The sequence below is a fragment of the Streptomyces sp. NPDC089919 genome, from assembly GCF_040684615.1.
Lineage (GTDB): Bacteria > Actinomycetota > Actinomycetes > Streptomycetales > Streptomycetaceae > Streptomyces.
The window spans coordinates 19,074-35,135 of sequence record NZ_JBFBGK010000049.1 but is presented as its reverse complement, the minus strand read 5'-3'; the positions used below and the strand labels follow the sequence as shown (position 1 = coordinate 35,135).

At 71.1% G+C, this 16,062-nt stretch carries 15 protein-coding genes and 2 tRNA genes; 5 read left to right on the top strand and 12 right to left on the bottom strand.

The window, feature by feature from the left end; translation table 11 throughout:
* Positions 1–30: 30 nt before the first annotated feature.
* The 4 genes from AB0O40_RS20525 to AB0O40_RS20510 all read right to left on the bottom strand — a co-directional run bounded on the left by AB0O40_RS20525 (position 31) and on the right by AB0O40_RS20510 (position 3,299).
* Positions 31–699 carry an ATP-dependent Clp protease proteolytic subunit gene (locus tag AB0O40_RS20525; RefSeq protein WP_365043353.1) on the bottom strand — a complete coding sequence of 223 codons (669 nt, stop codon included), beginning with the start codon at positions 697–699 and terminating at the stop codon, positions 31–33.
* 44 nt (positions 700–743) lie between these two features.
* Positions 744–1,361, bottom strand: coding sequence for an ATP-dependent Clp protease proteolytic subunit (locus tag AB0O40_RS20520; RefSeq protein WP_365043350.1), 618 nt, complete (start codon positions 1,359–1,361; stop codon positions 744–746).
* 283 nt (positions 1,362–1,644) lie between these two features.
* Positions 1,645–3,030, bottom strand: a complete 1,386-nt coding sequence (gene tig, locus AB0O40_RS20515) for a trigger factor (RefSeq protein WP_365043347.1) — start codon at positions 3,028–3,030, stop codon at positions 1,645–1,647.
* Between the two features lie 192 nt (positions 3,031–3,222).
* Positions 3,223–3,299: transfer RNA gene (locus tag AB0O40_RS20510), tRNA-Pro, on the bottom strand.
* 137 nt (positions 3,300–3,436) lie between these two features.
* Here AB0O40_RS20510 and AB0O40_RS20505 point away from each other — a divergent pair.
* Positions 3,437–3,510: transfer RNA gene (locus AB0O40_RS20505), tRNA-Gly, on the top strand.
* A 43-nt stretch (positions 3,511–3,553) separates the two neighbouring features.
* On the opposite strand, the gene AB0O40_RS20500 is transcribed toward AB0O40_RS20505, so the two are convergent.
* The 6 genes from AB0O40_RS20500 to AB0O40_RS20475 form a co-directional block, all read right to left on the bottom strand.
* Positions 3,554–3,748: a hypothetical protein gene (locus AB0O40_RS20500; protein ID WP_365043344.1), complete on the bottom strand. Its 195-nt coding sequence runs from the start codon at positions 3,746–3,748 to the stop codon at positions 3,554–3,556.
* A gap of 184 nt (positions 3,749–3,932) precedes the next feature.
* Entirely contained in the window at positions 3,933–4,385 is a 453-nt protein-coding gene (locus AB0O40_RS20495; RefSeq protein WP_365043341.1) for an HD domain-containing protein, read from the bottom strand.
* Positions 4,386–4,389: 4 nt separating this feature from the next.
* Positions 4,390–5,778, bottom strand: coding sequence for a pyridoxal-dependent decarboxylase (locus AB0O40_RS20490; protein WP_365043338.1), 1,389 nt, complete (start codon positions 5,776–5,778; stop codon positions 4,390–4,392).
* A gap of 612 nt (positions 5,779–6,390) precedes the next feature.
* The gene (locus AB0O40_RS20485) at positions 6,391–7,533 is read right to left on the bottom strand and encodes a PP2C family protein-serine/threonine phosphatase (protein WP_365043335.1); all 1,143 of its coding nucleotides are present in this window, start codon (positions 7,531–7,533) and stop codon (positions 6,391–6,393) included.
* Positions 7,534–7,595: 62 nt separating this feature from the next.
* The gene (locus AB0O40_RS20480; protein ID WP_365043332.1) at positions 7,596–8,402 is read right to left on the bottom strand and encodes a DNA-formamidopyrimidine glycosylase family protein; all 807 of its coding nucleotides are present in this window, start codon (positions 8,400–8,402) and stop codon (positions 7,596–7,598) included.
* Positions 8,403–8,465: 63 nt separating this feature from the next.
* Positions 8,466–8,954, bottom strand: coding sequence for a ribose-5-phosphate isomerase (locus tag AB0O40_RS20475; RefSeq protein WP_365043329.1), 489 nt, complete (start codon positions 8,952–8,954; stop codon positions 8,466–8,468).
* Positions 8,955–9,172: 218 nt separating this feature from the next.
* Between AB0O40_RS20475 and AB0O40_RS20470 the strand changes: the two genes are divergently transcribed.
* Positions 9,173–10,609 carry an amino acid permease gene (locus AB0O40_RS20470; protein WP_365043326.1) on the top strand — a complete coding sequence of 479 codons (1,437 nt, stop codon included), beginning with the start codon at positions 9,173–9,175 and terminating at the stop codon, positions 10,607–10,609.
* 90 nt (positions 10,610–10,699) lie between these two features.
* On the opposite strand, the gene AB0O40_RS20465 is transcribed toward AB0O40_RS20470, so the two are convergent.
* Positions 10,700–11,284, bottom strand: coding sequence for a biotin transporter BioY (locus AB0O40_RS20465; RefSeq protein ID WP_365043323.1), 585 nt, complete (start codon positions 11,282–11,284; stop codon positions 10,700–10,702).
* Positions 11,285–11,518: 234 nt separating this feature from the next.
* Here AB0O40_RS20465 and AB0O40_RS20460 point away from each other — a divergent pair, with 234 nt between their 5' ends.
* The 3 genes from AB0O40_RS20460 (at position 11,519) to AB0O40_RS20450 (ending at position 15,244) form a co-directional block, all read left to right on the top strand.
* Complete coding sequence (locus tag AB0O40_RS20460) at positions 11,519–12,934, top strand: amino acid permease (RefSeq protein ID WP_365043320.1); 1,416 nt, start codon at positions 11,519–11,521, stop codon at positions 12,932–12,934.
* 46 nt (positions 12,935–12,980) lie between these two features.
* The gene (locus AB0O40_RS20455; RefSeq protein ID WP_365043317.1) at positions 12,981–14,405 is read left to right on the top strand and encodes an amino acid permease; all 1,425 of its coding nucleotides are present in this window, start codon (positions 12,981–12,983) and stop codon (positions 14,403–14,405) included.
* A 182-nt stretch (positions 14,406–14,587) separates the two neighbouring features.
* A complete protein-coding gene (locus tag AB0O40_RS20450) occupies positions 14,588–15,244 on the top strand; it encodes a superoxide dismutase (RefSeq protein ID WP_365043315.1) in 657 nt (218 codons plus the stop codon).
* Positions 15,245–15,371: 127 nt separating this feature from the next.
* Here AB0O40_RS20450 and AB0O40_RS20445 read toward each other — a convergent pair whose 3' ends face one another.
* Positions 15,372–16,016, bottom strand: coding sequence for a DsbA family protein (locus tag AB0O40_RS20445; protein WP_365043312.1), 645 nt, complete (start codon positions 16,014–16,016; stop codon positions 15,372–15,374).
* Positions 16,017–16,062 lie beyond the last annotated feature (46 nt).

Below are 16,062 nucleotides of genomic sequence, written 5' to 3'. Positions count from 1 at the left end.
GGTGTGAACCACGTCAAGGTCCCGGAAGGATCAGATGTTGTTCATCTTCCGGGTGGTGACGATCTGGTCGACCAGACCGTAGGCCAGCGCGTCCTCGGCCGTGAGGATCTTGTCGCGCTCGATGTCCTCACGGATCTTCTCGATCGGGGTCGAGGAGTGCTTGGCCAGCATGGACTCCAGCTGGTCGCGCATGCGCAGGATCTCGTTGGCCGCGATCTCCAGGTCGGAGAGCTGCTCACGGCCGGTGCCGCCGGAGGGCTGGTGGATCAGCACACGGGCGTTGGGCAGGGCCATGCGCTTGCCGGGGGTGCCGGCGGCGAGCAGGACCGCGGCGGCCGAGGCGGCCTGGCCCATGCAGACCGTCTGGATGTCCGGCTTCACGAACTGCATCGTGTCGTAGATGGCCGTGAGCGCGGTGAAGGAGCCGCCCGGGCTGTTGATGTAGATCGAGATGTCGCGGTCCGGGTCCATCGACTCCAGGCACAGGAGCTGCGCCATGACGTCGTTGGCCGAGGCGTCGTCGATCTGCACGCCGAGGAAGATCACGCGCTCTTCGAAGAGCTTGGCGTACGGGTCGTACTCGCGCACGCCCTGCGAGGTGCGCTCGACGAAGCGCGGCACGATGTACCGGTTGTCCACCTGGGCGCCGGTGTAGAGGCCGCTCGCGGAGAGGTTGTTCTGCATGTGGGTGTTCACCATCCTGTGGCGTTCTGCGGGCTGTCGGCCGGGTTTCTGGGCGAGGCTCAGGCCCCGGTGCCGCCGCCGCCCGGCACGTTGGACGCGGCAGAGATGATCTCGTCGATGAGGCCGTACTCCTTGGCCTCCTCCGCGGTGAACCAGCGGTCGCGGTCGCCGTCGCGGATGATCGCCTCGACGGTCTGGCCGGAGTGGTGCGCGGTGATCTCGGCCATCCGCTGCTTGGTGCGCAGCAGGTACTGGGCCTGGATCTTGATGTCGGAGGCGGTGCCGCCGATGCCGGCCGAGCCCTGGTGCATCAGGATGTCGGTGTTCGGCAGGGAGAAGCGCTTGCCCGCGGTGCCGCCGGTCAGCAGGAACTGGCCCATGGAGGCGGCCATGCCCATGCCGATGGTGACCACGTCGTTCGGGATGTACTGCATGGTGTCGTAGATCGCCATGCCCGCGGTGACCGAGCCGCCGGGGCTGTTGATGTACAGGTAGATGTCCTTCTCGGGGTCCGCGGCGAGGAGGAGCAGCTGCGCAGTGATCTTGTTGGCGATGTCGTCGTCGACCTGCTGGCCGAGGAAGATGATGCGCTCGCCGAGCAGCCGGTTGTACACATGGTCGCCGAGGCCACCACCGATGGACGGCTCACCCGCGGCGTAAGGCATCAGATTCGTCACGTATCCACCTGCTCGTCTCCGACGGCCGGCAACGGCCGTCTCAGCGTCTCGTTCAGAGGGCAGTGCCCTGCTATTCATGGACCCTAACGCGCAGGTCGGACAACGCCATCCCGCTTCCCTAACTGTTCGCTGGGAGCGCAAGGTCCCCCGGGCTCCCGGAGGGCGGCCGCCGGGGCCCCCGCGAGGTACGCCGGAGGGCCCGGACGCGGCTGCGTCCGGGCCCTCCGTACGTGACGGTGCGGGCCGTGGGCGGGCCTGGTCGGCCGCCCGCGTCCGGCAGGTCCTACTTGGCCTCGTCGGCCTCGTCGGCCTGGCCCTCGGCGGCCTCGACGACGGCCTCGGCGATCTCTTCCTCGTCCTCGTCGGACAGGTCGACGACCTCGCCGTTGGTGTCGGTCACCTTGGCGACCTCGACGACGGCCGCGAGGGCCTTGCCGCGGGCGACCTCGCCGACCAGCATCGGGACCTGGCCACCCTCGACGACGGCCTGGGCGAACTGGTCGGGGGACATGCCGGAGGAGGCGGCGCGACGCATGAGGTGCTCGGTGAGCTCCTCCTGGTTCACGTTCAGCTTCTCCTTGTTGACGAGCTCGTCGAGGACGAACTGCGTCTTGATGCCCTTGACGGCCTGCTCGGAGGTCTCGGCGTCGAACTCCTCGACCGTCTTGCCCTGGATCTCGAGGTACTTCTCGAGGGTCAGGCCCATCTGGCCGAGCTGGTGGTGCTCCAGGTTGTGCTTGCGGGTGTTGACCTCGTCCTCGAGCAGCTTCTCGGGGATCGGCACCTCGACGAGCTCCAGCAGCTTCTCCAGGACGCGCTCCTGGGCCTGCGTGGCCTGGTCGTACTGCTTCATGTTCTCGAGGCGCTTGCGGCTGTCCGCCTTCAGCTCCTCGAGGGTGTCGAACTCGCTGGCCAGCTGGGCGAAGTCGTCGTCCAGGGCCGGCAGCTCCTTGGCGGCGACCTGGGTGACCTTGACGGTGACCTCGGCGTCCTTGCCCTCGGCGGAGCCGCCCTTCAGCTGGGAGGTGAAGGTGGTCTCGCCACCGGCCTCCAGGCCCTTCACGGCCTCGTCGATGCCGTCGAGGAGCTCGCCCGAGCCGATGGTGTACGAGACACCGGAGGCGACGCCGTCGGGCAGCACCTCGCCGTCGACCTTGGCCTCGAGGTCGATCGTGACGACGTCGCCGTCGGCGGCGGCGCGCTCGACCGGGTTGGTGGACGCGAAGCGGTTGCGCAGCTGCTCGACCGACTTCTCGACGTCCTCGTCGCTGACCTCGACCGCGTCGACCTCGACCTCGATGCCGGAGTAGTCCGGGATCTCGATGGCCGGGCGGACGTCGACCTCGGCGGTGAAGTTCAGCGTCTCGCCGTCCTTCAGCTCGGTGATGTCGACCTCGGGCTGGCCCAGGACGTTCAGCTCGGCCTCGTTGACCGCGGCGGTGTAGAACTTCGGGAGGGCGTCGTTGACGGCCTCCTCCAGGACGGCACCGCGGCCGAAGCGCTGGTCGATGACCCGGGCCGGGATCTTGCCCTTGCGGAAGCCCTTGACCGTGACCTGCTGGTTGATCTTCTTGTACGCCGCGTCGAGGCTGTCCTTGAGCTCCTCGAAGGGCACCTCGACAGTGAGCCGAACCCGGGTCGGGTTCAGGGTCTCCACGGCGCTCTTCACGGTTAGGTCTCCTTGTGGCTGACTTCTGGGGTTCTGCCGACGCCGCGCGGTTGCGGCGGATCAGCGGATCGGGCCCGGTACATCAGACACACGGGCACGCAGCTTGCATAGTAACCGCAAGCACGAGTCGGCCCACAACGCGATCTTGCAGGGACGCCGGACGCGCGGAGGGAAAGAAGTGCGAGGTGCTGCTGGTCGGGGTGGCCGGATTCGAACCGACGACCTTCCGCTCCCAAAGCGGACGCGCTACCAAGCTGCGCCACACCCCGTCGGTGCGACACGTAGGGTACATGCCCGCGGACGGTCCGACGCGACGCTTCCGACACCGCGAACGGGGTGTGCACGCTCCGGCACGGACCCGCTAGGATGCTCTTCGTGCCGTGACCCCTGGTCCCGGTGCCCTTGTGCGGGCGTAGCTCAATGGTAGAGCCCTAGTCTTCCAAACTAGCTACGCGGGTTCGATTCCCGTCGCCCGCTCCACGACCGTGAGCCGGTCCCCTCCGGGGGGCCGGCTCTCGGCGTTTCAGAACTTGATGTCCGCGATGGTGTCGGCCAGGGACGTCAGGAAGCGGTTGACGTCGGGTGCGACGGAACTCGACGCGAGGAAGAAGCCGAACAGCACGGCGACCAGGGCGGGACCGCCCTTGATGTTCTTGCTGCGGATCATCATCACCAGAATGATCGCCAACAGAACCACCACTGACAGCGAAATGGCCACGTCTCATCACACCCTCGGTCGGTCCCTGGTCGGCCCGGGGCATACGGCCGCGCACACCCCCTGCCCTCATCGTGCCACCAACGGAGCCCCGCTATACGCCCCGTGACGAATCGTCGGCAAAGGATTCCGGCCAACTGCGTGTGCCCGAGGCATGTTTCGAGCAGCCGCCAGGCCCCCGGGGCGGTCAGTGGCCGGGGCCGAGCCCCAGCAGCGAGCGGACCCGGGCGTACTTGGCGGCCAGCCGCTCGCGGGTGGCGTCGTCGAGGACGGAGAGCCGGGCGGGGTCGGCGTTGTGGGCGAGGTCGGCCTCCTTGACGAGGAGGGCGCCGGGGGTCGCCAGGATCCGGGCGGTGTACGCCTCGACGGGCTCGCCCGGGCGCTTGGTGACGGCCAGCACCATGGCCTTGACCTCGCCCGGGAGCTCGGCGGATTCCAGCCACGCCGCGCTGAGGGCGTCGTCCTCGACGGCGTCGTGCAGCCAGGCGGCGGCCTGCTGCCGCTCGCTGCCGCCGCGGGCCCGGACCCCGGCCGCGACGGCCGCCAGGTGTTCGGCGTACGGCCGGCCGGCCTTGTCGGTCTGGCCCTCGTGGGCCGCCCGGGCGATCCGCTCGACCTCGGCGAGGCTCAGGTGCGGCACGGCTTCATCCCCCTGTCCGGCGGGCCGCGGCGCGCAGGGCGCGCGCGACGGTGCGTACGTCGTCCTGCGTGGTCCGCCAGTTGGAGAACGCGGCGCGCAGGGCCGCGGTTCCCCCGTACACCGTCGGGGTGACGAAGACCTCGGGGGCGACGGCCTCGCGCAGGGCGGCGAGCCGGGCCGGGGTGGGGTCCTCGGCGAGGGTGAAACAGACGACGTTGAGCCGTACGGGGGCCAGCAGCCGGAAGGCGTCGTCGGCGGCGAGCGCGTCCCCCAGGGCGCGGGCCCCGGCGATGTTCCGCTCGACGATCTCGGCGTGCCCGGCCCGGCCGTAGGCGGCGAGGGTGAACCAGGCGGCCAGGGCGCGCAGCCGGTGGGAGTTCTCGGGGGTGAGGTGCACCAGGTCGGGGTGGTCGCCGAGCGGGCCGAGGTAGGCGGCGGAGTTCTGGAAGACCCGGGCCTGGAGGTCGGGGCGGCGGGTGAACTGGACGGCGCTGTCGTAGGGGACGTTCAGCCACTTGTGGAGGTCGACGCAGACCGAGTCGGCGAGGCCGAGGCCGTCGGTGAGCCGGGCGTGGGCGGGCACCAGGCCCGCGAAGGCGCCGAAGGCGGCGTCGGTGTGCAGCCAGACGTCGTGGCGCTCGCGCAGCGCGGCCAGGGCGCGCAGGTCGTCGAAGTCGACGGTGTTGACCGTACCGGCGTTGGCGACGACCACGGCGGGGCCGGCGTGGGCGGTCAGCGCGCGGTCCAGGGCCGCCGGGTCGACGGCCTCCCGGCCGGGCAGGGTGGCCACCCGGACGAGTGAGGCGCGGCCCAGCCCGAGCAAGGACAGGGCCTTGGCGATGGAGGAGTGCGGGGCCCCGGAGAAGACCCTGACCCGCCCGAGGGCGGCCACGCCGTCCTCGGCCACGTCCACGCCCAGGCGCTCGCCGAGCCATTCCCGGGCGATGGCGAGGCCGACGGTGTTCGAAAGGGTGGCACCGCTGACGAGGGTGCCGTGCTGGTCCTCCGGGAGGCCGAAGAGGTCCCGGAGCCAGCCGACGGTCTCCCGCTCCAGCTGCTGGCCGCCGGGGTCGAGGGAGGAGTTGGAGTTCTGGTCGTAGGCGGCGGTGAGCCAGTCGCCGGCCAGGGCGGCGGGGGTGGCTCCGCCGGTGACGAAGCCGAGGTATCTGGGGCCCGCGCCGGCCGACAGCCTTGCTGCCCAGCGGGTCTCGAAGGCCTCCAGGGCCGCGGCCGTGCCCTTGCCGGCTGCCGGGAGGGGGGTGGGGGGCGGGGCGTCGTACGCCGGTACGACGGGGCGGGCCGCCAGGCCGTCGAGGGTTGCCACGGCGTGCCGCCGGGTCGCTTCCAGCAGGTCGGGGAGGTCGGCCAGGTCGGCGGCGAGTACGGGGTCCATGGGCGGACCGTACGTCGGGCCCCTTGCCCGGGCCCGGGCCAATCGCCGCGAAGTGGCCGGTGGCGGTGTCGGTGCCTGTTCCTTGGCCCATGCCTTGGCCTTGGCCCATGCCGTGGCCGTGGCCGTGGCCAAGGCCGTGGCCGTGGCCAAGGCCGTGGCCGTGGCCGGTGCCTTGGCCTTGGCCGGTGCCTTGGCCTTGGCCGGTGCCGTGGCCCTGGCGGGTGGGTGGGGTGGCCGCTGCGCGGAGCTGGTCCCCTCCCCGCCCCTTCCCGAAACCGTGGGCTCCGCCCCCGGACCCCCGGAGCCCGGGCGCTGCCGCGCCGGGCCTTTCGGGGCTCCGCCCCGGACCCCGCGCCTCAAACGCCGGCGAGGCTGGATGTACCGGACCCATTGGCCATGCCGAGGGCGGTCGTGGTGTGTGGGGAGTGCTGCTTGACGGGGGTGGCAGGCTGGACCGGAGGCAGGCCCGGGCCGTGGGTGGCCGAAGGCCACGGCGAAGCCGCGAAGCCCACGGGGTGGGCCTGCCGCAGGGCCTGCAGGCCACCCCCGTCAAGCAGCGCGGGGACCCGCACACCACGACCGCCCGCCCGGGCAGCCCGCAGGACCAGCCCCCTACACCGACCGCCTGATCAACAACAGCGCCCGGTCGTCGTTCACGTCCTTCGCGACCTTTTCGATCAGGTGCCAGGCGGCGCCTTCGAAGCCGGAGGAGACGTAGCGGTCGGCTTCGCCGGTGAGGCGGTCGATGCCTTCGCTGATGTCGCGGTCGGCGGTCTCGACGAGGCCGTCGGTGAAGAGCATCAGGACGTCCCCGCGGCGCAGGCTGCCGCGGACGGGGGTGAACTCGGCGCCGTCGTAGACCCCGAGCAGCGGGCCCTCGCCGGACTTCTCCTCCCAGCGGCCGGTGCCCGCGCTGAGCTGGAGCGCGGGCAGGTGGCCGGCGGAGAGCAGTTCGTAGTCGCCGGTCTCCAGGTCCAGGACGAGGTGGACGGAGGTGGCGAAGCCCTCGTCCCAGTCCTGGCGGAGCAGGTAGCCGTTGGCGGCGGGCAGGAAGTCGGCCGGCGGCAGCGAGCCGAGCAGCCCCCCGAAGGCGCCGGACAGGAGCAGGGCCCGGGAGCCGGCGTCCATGCCCTTGCCGGAGACGTCGGTGAGGACGACCTCCAGGGTGCGGCCGCCGCCGGTGCGGGCGGCGACCACGAAGTCTCCGGAGAAGGACTGGCCGCCGGCCGGCCGCAGGGCCATCTCCCGGTGCCAGCCGCGCGGCAGGGCCGGCAGCTTGCTCTGCACCCGGATCCGCTCGCGCAGGTCGAAGAGCATGGTGCCGCCGCGCCGCCAGGGCACCCCGACGCGGCTGCGGAACTGCGCGATGATCAGCCCGAAGAACCCGCAGGCGGCGACCACCAGCACGGTGCCGGGGGTGACCCGCCCGGGGCCCTGCGTATAGGGGCCGAGCACCAGCGACTCGACGATCAGCGCGGTCGCCGCCGCGGCGTACAGGCCCAGCAGGGAGGCGGGGCGCAGCACCAGCCCGCCCGCGACGATCGGCAGGACCAGCGCGGAGGGCGCGAACCAGACCGGCATCGTGGTGGTGCCGAGGGCGATCGCGGGAATGGTCAGGAAGAGTCCGGTGAAGGCGATCCAGTCGGAGCCGTCACCGCGGAAGTAGTCGACGGCGGACCGGCGCAGGCCGGTCCTGGCCCGGTGCGCGGCCTTGCGCGCCCGTGCCACCAGCGATTCCACGCGTGCTCCGGCCATTGCTTCGGGACCCTATCCATCCTGCCTGTGTGCGTGCAGGGGTACCCCCGCACATCGTCACCTCAGCGCTGCTGGCAGGCGGGACACCAGAAGAGGTTGCGGGCGGCCAGGCCGGCGGTGCGGATCTCGCCGCCGCAGACCAGGCAGGGCTGTCCGACCCGGCGGTAGACGTAGACCTCGCCGCCGTGGTCGTCGACCCGCGGCGGGCGGCCCATGGCCTCGGGGGTGTGCTCGGGCCGGACGGTGTCGATGCGGTTGTTCCGGACGCCCTCGCGCATCAGGCCGGCCAGGTCCGCCCACATCGCGTCCCACTCGCTGCGGGCCAGGTCCTTGCCGGCCCGGTAGGGGTCGATGCCGTGCCGGAAGAGCACTTCCGCGCGGTAGACGTTGCCGATGCCGGCGACGACCTTCTGGTCCATGAGGAGGGCGGCGACGGTGGTGCGGCTGCGGGAGATCCGGTGCCAGGCGCGGTCCGCGTCGTCGGCGGGGCGCAGCGGGTCGGGGCCCAGCCGCTGGTGTATCGCCTGCTTCTCGGCCTCGGTGATCAGTGCGCAGGCGGTGGGGCCGCGCAGGTCGGCGTAGTGGGCGTCGCCGGCCAGCCGCATCCGGACGGTGTCGGTGGCGGGCGGTGCGGGGGCCGGGCCGAGGGCGTACTTGCCGAAGAGCCCGAGGTGGACGTGGATCCAGTCGCCGCCGAAGTCGAGGAAGAGGTGCTTGCCGTGGGCCTCGGCGCCCTCGAGGGTGCGGCCGTCGACGAGGGCCGCGCTCTCGGCGAAGCGGCCCTGCGGGCTGCTGACCGCGACCGGCCGGGCCGCGAAGCGCTCGGCGTGGTCCTGGGCGAGGCGGTGGATCGTATGCCCCTCGGGCACGGCTGCTCTCCTCGGGTGGACACGGCCGTGCCGCCGGACCCCGGGTCCGGCGGCACGCGGGTGTTACTTGTCCTGCGGGTGGTGGGCCGGGATGGGGGGCAGCTCGCCGGTCTCCTCGTAGCGGGAGAGCATGTCGATGCGGCGCGTGTGGCGCTCCTCGTCCGAGTACGGCGTGTTGAGGAAGGCCTCGATGAAGCTGACGGCCTCGGCCTCGGTGTGCATGCGGCCGCCGACGGAGATGACGTTGGCGTTGTTGTGCTCACGGCCGAGCTGGGCGGTCTGGACGCTCCAGGCCAGTACGGCGCGGACGCCCTTGACCTTGTTGGCGGCGATCTGCTCGCCGTTGCCGGAGCCGCCGATCACGATGCCCAGGCTCGCCGGGTCGGCGGCGGTCTTCTCCGCGGCCCGCAGGCAGAAGGGGGGGTAGTCGTCGACGGCGTCGTAGATGTGGGGCCCGCAGTCGACGGGCTCGTGGCCGTTGTTCTTGAGCCAGTCCACGAGGACGTTCTTGAGCTCAAAACCGGCATGGTCGGATCCGAGGTACACGCGCATGACTCGAGTGTGGCACGAGGCCGACCTGGGACGACGCCGGGGTGTCGCGTAAGTCACGCCGAAAGCTCAAGTAATCCCTAAGTACCCAGTTGAGGGGCGTTGGGACTTTCGTCCAAGCCTTACGTCCCCGGCAACGATCCGGAATCAGGGTCTTCCGTCCCGGTGAACAGCGGGTTTGAATGCCCGGGCTCGCACCCCGAGAACCTAAGGATTCGTCCATGAGCTCTTCGACGACCCTTCAGAAGGCAGGCGGCTCCTCCGGTGACCCCGGCGCCCCGCAGTCTTCCGACGGTCTGAAGGCCGGTCTCAAGAACCGCCACCTGTCCATGATCGCCATCGGCGGCGTGATCGGCGCGGGGCTGTTCGTCGGCTCCTCCGGCGGCATCGCCAAGACCGGTCCGGCCATCCTGATCTCCTACGCGCTGGTCGGCGCGATGGTGGTCTTCGTGATGCGCATGCTCGGTGAGATGGCCGCGGCCAGCCCGAACTCGGGCTCGTTCTCGGCGTACGCCGACCGCGCGCTGGGCCGCTGGGCCGGCTTCTCCATCGGCTGGCTGTACTGGTTCTTCTGGGTGGTCGTGCTCGCGGTGGAGGCCACCGCCGGCGCCAAGATCCTCGAGGGCTGGATCCCGGCCGTCCCGCAGTGGGGCTGGGCGCTGATCGTGATGGTGGTGCTGACCGCCACGAACCTCGCCTCGGTCTCCTCGTACGGCGAGTTCGAGTTCTGGTTCGCGGGCATCAAGGTCGTGGCCATCGGCGCCTTCGTGATCGTCGGCGGGCTGGCCGTGTTCGGCGTGCTGCCGGGCTCGGACAACCCGGGCGCGGGCTTCGCGCACCTGACGGACACCGGCGGCTTCATGCCGCACGGCGCCGGCTCGATCCTGACCGGCGTGCTGATGGTCGTCTTCTCCTTCATGGGCTCCGAGATCGTCACGCTGGCCGCCGGCGAGTCCGAGGACCCGCGCCGCGCGGTCACCAAGGCCACCAACTCGGTGATCTGGCGGATCGGCGTCTTCTACCTGGGCTCGATCCTGATCGTGCTCTGCCTGCTGCCGTGGAACGACAAGTCGATCACCGACAAGGGCTCGTACGTCGCGGCGCTGGACTCGATCGGCATCGCGCACGCCGGCCAGATCATGAACGTGATCGTGCTGACCGCGGTGCTGTCCTGCCTGAACTCCGGCCTGTACACGGCCTCCCGGATGGCGTTCTCGCTGGGTGAGCGCGGGGACGCGCCGAAGGCCTTCGCCAAGGTGAGTGCGAACGGCGTGCCGAAGGCGGCGATCCTGGGCTCGGTGGTCTTCGGCTTCGTGGCCGTCTACTTCAACTACGCCTTCCCGGACACGATCTTCAACTTCCTGCTGAACTCGTCCGGCGCCATCGCGCTCTTCGTGTGGCTGGTCATCTGCTTCACGCAGCTGAAGATGCGCGGGATCCTCCTCAAGGAGGCCCCGGAGAAGCTGACCGTGAAGATGTGGCTGTTCCCGTGGCTGACCTGGGCCACCGCCGCGATGATCACCTTCGTGATCGGCTACATGTTCTACGACGACGGCAACCGCGAGGTGGTCATCTGGTCGACCGTGGTCGCCGGGGCCGTGGTCCTGACGGGTGTCGTGCTGAACGCCGTGCGCGCCCGCGACGCCGTCGACGCCTGAGCCGTCGACGCCTGACCAGCCGTACGCACCGGAGCCCCGGCCCGCATCCACTGCGGGCCGGGGCTCCGGCGTCTGCGGTCGTACCGGGCCTCAGCCGCGGCGGCCCAGCAGCCGCCAGGCGGCCGGCAGCAGGCCCATGGCGAGGGCGGCCTTGAGCGCGTCCCCGATCAGGAAGGGCGTCATGCCCGCGGCCACGGCGGCGGTCAGGGACATCCCGGTGGCCAGCGCCAGGTAGGGCACGCCCACCGCGTATACGATCGCGGAGCCCAGGACCATGGCGCCGGCGGTGCGCGGCACCGAGCGGTCCGCGCCGCGCCGGGCCAGCGCGCCGACCACGGTGGACGCCAGCAGCATGCCGAGCACGTAGCCGAAGGTGGCCCCGCCGGCGCCGGCCGTGCCACCGGCGAACCAGGGCACCCCGGCCATGCCGACGAGCGTGTACAGGGCCAGCGAGAGGAAGCCGCGGCGGGCGCCGAGGGCGGTGCCGACGAGCAGGGCGGCGAAGGTCTGGCCGGTGATCGGCACGACCAGGCCCGGGACCTTCACGGAGAGCTGGGCGGCCAGGCCCATGAGGGCGGCGCCGCCGAGGACGAGGGCCGCGTCGCGGACCCGGCTGGCGGGCAGCAGGTCGGCGAGGACGGCGCCGGGCCGGACGGGGACGGAAGCAGTGCTCATCGGGGGCTCCGCGGAGGGTGAGGGACGGGCTGACACGGTGACGCTAGTGCCGGCCCCCGGGGTTGATCACCGTTGTCCGGAGACAAAGCCCGCCACGGGGAGTTGGTGGGGAGTGCACAAAGTCCCGGACCGAACTCCCGGTGCGATACGCCCGAAGTGACGGGGATCACTCGGCGCAATTGCTCGGTCCCGCCCGTTTTGCACGGGGTGCCCGCGCTCAGGGAGACTGTGGGGATGCCACAAGCACCACAGCCTGCCACCTCCGCGCCCGCGGCACCCGGCGACTCCGGGGAACCCCTGGGCCACGGGCTCAAGCAGCGCCATCTGACCATGCTCGGCCTGGGCGGCGTGATCGGCGCCGGCCTCTTCGTCGGCTCCGGCGGCGGGATCGCCGTCGCGGGCCCCGGCATCATCGTGTCCTATCTGGCCGCCGGCACCCTGGCGATGCTGGTGATGCGGATGCTGGGCGAGATGTCCGCCGCCCTGCCGGCCTCCGGGTCCTTCTCGGTGCACGCCGAGCGGGCGCTGGGCCGCTGGGCCGGTTTCTCGGTGGGCTGGCTCTACTGGTTCCTGCTGGTGGTCGTGCTCGCGGTGGAGGCCACCGGCGCGGCGAAGATCGCGAACGGCTGGCTGCCCGGGGTCCCGCAGTGGGCCTGGGTGCTGATCTTCATGGTGTTCTTCACGGCCAGCAACCTGGCGGCGGTGAAGAACTTCGGCGAGTTCGAGTTCTGGTTCGCGGCCCTCAAGGTGCTGGCGATCGTGGGCTTCCTTGTCCTGGGCGGCCTCGCGGTCTTCGGCCTGCTGCCGGACACCGACCCGGTCGGGCTGGCCAACCTCACCGGCCAGGGCGGCTTCCTGCCCAACGGCTGGGAGGGCGTGGTCTCCGGGGTGCTCGCGGTGATCTTCGCCTTCGGCGGCCTGGAGGTGGTCACCATCGCGGCGGCCGAGTCCGAGGACCCGGCCCGCTCGGTGGCCCGGGCGGTGCGCAGCGCGGTGTGGCGGATCCTCTTCTTCTACATCGGCTCGATGCTGGTGATCGTCTCGCTGCTGCCGTGGGACTCGCTGGAGCCGGGGCAGTCGCCGTACGTGGCGGTGCTGGACTCGATCGGCATCGGTGCGGCCGGTCAGATCATGAACGTGGTCGTCTTCGTGGCGCTGCTGTCGGCGCTCAACGCCAACCTGTACGGCTCCTCGCGGATGATCTTCTCGCTGGCGGAGCGGGGCGAGGCGCCCCGCGGGCTGCTGCGGCTCTCGCCCGGCGCGGTGCCGCGGCGCGCGGTGCTGGCCTCGGTGGCCTTCGGTTTCGTCTCGGTGCTGCTGAACCTGTTGTGGCCGGAGACGATCTTCCTCTACATGCTCAACGCGGTGGGCTCGGTCCTGCTGTTCGTGTGGGCCCTGATCGCGGTCTCGCAGCTGCGGCTGCGCCGCCGGCTGGAGCGCGAGTCCCCCGAGCTGCTGCACGTGCGCATGTGGGGGTTCCCGTACCTGACCTGGGCGGCACTGGCGGCGATGGCGGCGGTGCTGGTGCTGATGCTGCGCGACGACGCGGCGCGCCCGCAGGTGCTGTGGTCGGTGGGGCTGACGGCCGTGGTGCTCGTGGTGGCCTTCGTACGGGAGCGGTCACACCCGGTGAGCCGGGTGTCCGAATAATGGGCGTTCACGTCCGATAAATGGACGATCGGCTCAGACTTCCCCCATGAGCCAGACGATCACCCCCGAAGAGACCGGCACCGCGCCGGCCGGGAGCCCCGCGGACGCCGGGAGCACCCAGCCCCTGTCCAACGGCCTCAAGCAGCGCCACCTCTCGATGATCGCCCTCGGCGGCGTCATCGGCGCCGGCCTCTTCGTCGGGTCCGGCGCCGGGATCGCCGCCGCGGGGCCCTCGATCGTGCTGGCGTACGCGGCCTCGGGGCTGCTGGTGATGTTCGTGATGCGGATGCTCGGGGAGATGTCCGCGGCCAACCCGGCCTCGGGCTCCTTCTCGGTGCACGCCGAGCGGGCCATCGGCCCCTGGGCCGGCTTCACCGCCGGGTGGATGTTCTGGACGCTGCTGTGCGTGGGCGTGGCCATCGAGGCCATCGGCGCCGCGCACATCCTCCAGGGGTGGTTCCCGGGCACCCCGTCCTGGCTGTGGGTGCTGGTCTTCATGGCCGTCTTCTGCGGCAGCAACCTGGCCTCGGTCGCCCGCTTCGGCGAGTTCGAGTTCTGGTTCGCCGCCCTGAAGATCGGGGCGATCGGCCTCTTCCTGACCCTGGGCGTGCTGGCGGTACTGGGGGTGCTGCCGGGCACGACCGCCCCGGGCACCACCCACCTGCTGGGCGACGGCGGCTTCCTGCCCACGGGCATGAGCGGGCTGCTGGTCGGAGTGCTGGCCTCGGTGGTGGCGTACGGCGGGCTGGAGACGGTCACCATCGCGGCGGCCGAGTCGGACGACCCGGTGCGCGGGGTGGCCCGGGCGGTGCGCACCACCATGTGGCGGATCGCCGTGGTGTACGTCGGCTCGATGCTGATGGTCGTCACGCTGGTGCCGTGGCACGACCCGGCCGTCACGGCCGAGGGTCCGTACGCCGCCGCGCTGGAGCGGCTGGGCGTGCCGGGCGCGCCCCAGATCATGAACGTGGTCATCCTGGTCGCCCTGCTGTCCGCGATGAACGCGAACATCTACGGCTCCTCGCGGATGGCCTACTCGCTGGTGGCCCGGGGCCAGGGGCCCCGGGCGCTGGGCAAGGTCAGCTCGGGGATCCCGCGGCGGGCGGTGCTGGCCTCCTGCGGCTTCGGCTTCGTGACCGTGCTGCTGTCCTACTGGTACCCGGACACCCTCTTCGCCTGGCTGCTGAACATGGTCGGCGGGGTGATCCTGGTCGTCTGGGGGCTGATCGCGGTCTCGCAGTTCGTGCTGCGCCGCCGGCTGGAGCGCGAGGCGCCGCAGCAGCTGGTGGTGCGGATGTGGGGCTTCCCGTACCTGACCTGGGTGGCGCTGGCCGGGGTGGTCGGGGTGCTGGGCCTGATGGCCTGGGACCCGGACACCCGCAGCCAGGTGATCTTCACGGGTGGCCTGACGGTCGCCCTCGCCGCCACCGGGTACGCCCTCCAGCGCCGGGCGGCGCGCGCGGCCGACTGAGCGTCAGTTCCCGTCGTACCGAAGGCCTCCGGAGCGCCTGGCGCCCGGGGGCCTTCGGCGTGTCCGGGGCCGTTCGGCGGGCGTTCGGGTGAGGTGACCCTTACGTGATCAGGGGAATAGGTGCTGCTAGCGTGCAGTTGCGAGGATGTTGCAATAAGAACGCTGAGGGGACCGGACTGAGCATGGCGATCTACACACTTCCCGAGCTGCCGTACGAGTACTCGGCGCTTGAGCCCGTGATCAACCCGCAGATCATCGAGCTGCACCACGACAAGCACCACGCCGCGTACGTGAAGGGTGCGAACGACACCCTCGAGCAGCTCGAGGAGGCGCGTGACAAGGAGAACTGGGGCGCGCTGAACGGCCTGGAGAAGAACCTGGCCTTCCACCTCTCCGGCCACATCCTGCACAGCATCTACTGGCACAACATGGCCAGCCCGAAGACCGGCGAGGGCGGCGGCGAGCCCACCGCCGCGGACGGCCTGGGCGACCTGGCGGACGCGATCACCGAGTCCTTCGGCTCCTTCGCGAAGTTCAAGAAGCAGCTGACCTTCGCCTCCTCCGCCACCCAGGGCTCCGGCTGGGGCGTGCTCGCCTACGAGCCGGTCAGCGGCCGGCTGATCGTCGAGCAGATCTACGACCACCAGGGCAACGTCGGCCAGGCCTCCGTGCCGGTGCTGGTCTTCGACGCCTGGGAGCACGCCTTCTACCTGCAGTACAAGAACCAGAAGGTGGACTTCATCGAGGCGATGTGGAACGTCGTCAACTGGCAGGACGTGGCCAAGCGCTACGCCGACGCCAAGGCGAAGACCCCGCTGCTGATCCCGGCGAAGGGCTGACCGCCCCTCCCCCCAGGCCGTCCGCCTCGTGATCGTCTTCTCAACCTTCACCGGCGGACGTGTTCAGCAGGAAGCCCCCGCGGAGACGTGATCCGCGGGGGCTTCCTGTGTGCGTGCCGGGTCGGTCCTACTCGAAGCTCGGGCCCGCCGTACGGGTGCGCTTGATCTCGTAGAAGCCGGGGGTGCCGGCGACCAGGAGGGTGCCGTCCCACAGCCGGGCCGCGTCCTCGCCGCGCGGGGTCGGGGTGACCACCGGGCCGAAGAAGGCGACCTGCTTGCCGTCGGCGCCGGGCACCGAGATCACCGGGGTGCCGACGTCCTCGCCGACCCGGGAGATGCCCTCCTTGTGGGAGGCGCGCAGCTCGACGTCGAAGTCCGTGGACTCGGCGTAGTCCAGCAGCTCGGCCGGCAGGCCGACCTCGGCCAGCGCGTCGGCGATGACCTCGGGGGTGATGCCGCGGCCGTCGTTGTGGATGCGGGTGCCGAGCGCGGTGTAGAGCTTGCCGGTCACCTCGTCACCGTGCTTCTGCTGGGCGGCGATGACCACCCGGACCGGGCCCCAGGCCGTGGCCATCAGCTCGCGGTAGTTCTCCGGCAGCTCGTCCAGCCGGGGTTCGTTCAGGACGGCGAGGCTCATCACGTGCCAGCGCACCTCGACGTCGCGGACCTTCTCGACCTCCAGCATCCAGCGGGAGGTCATCCAGGCCCAGGGGCAGAGCGGGTCGAACCAGAAGTCGACCGGCGTCTTCTCGCGCACCTGGGTGTCGGGCATGTCTCTCCTCGGGTCCGTCGCTCGCACGCCCGTCCGGGCGCTTCCT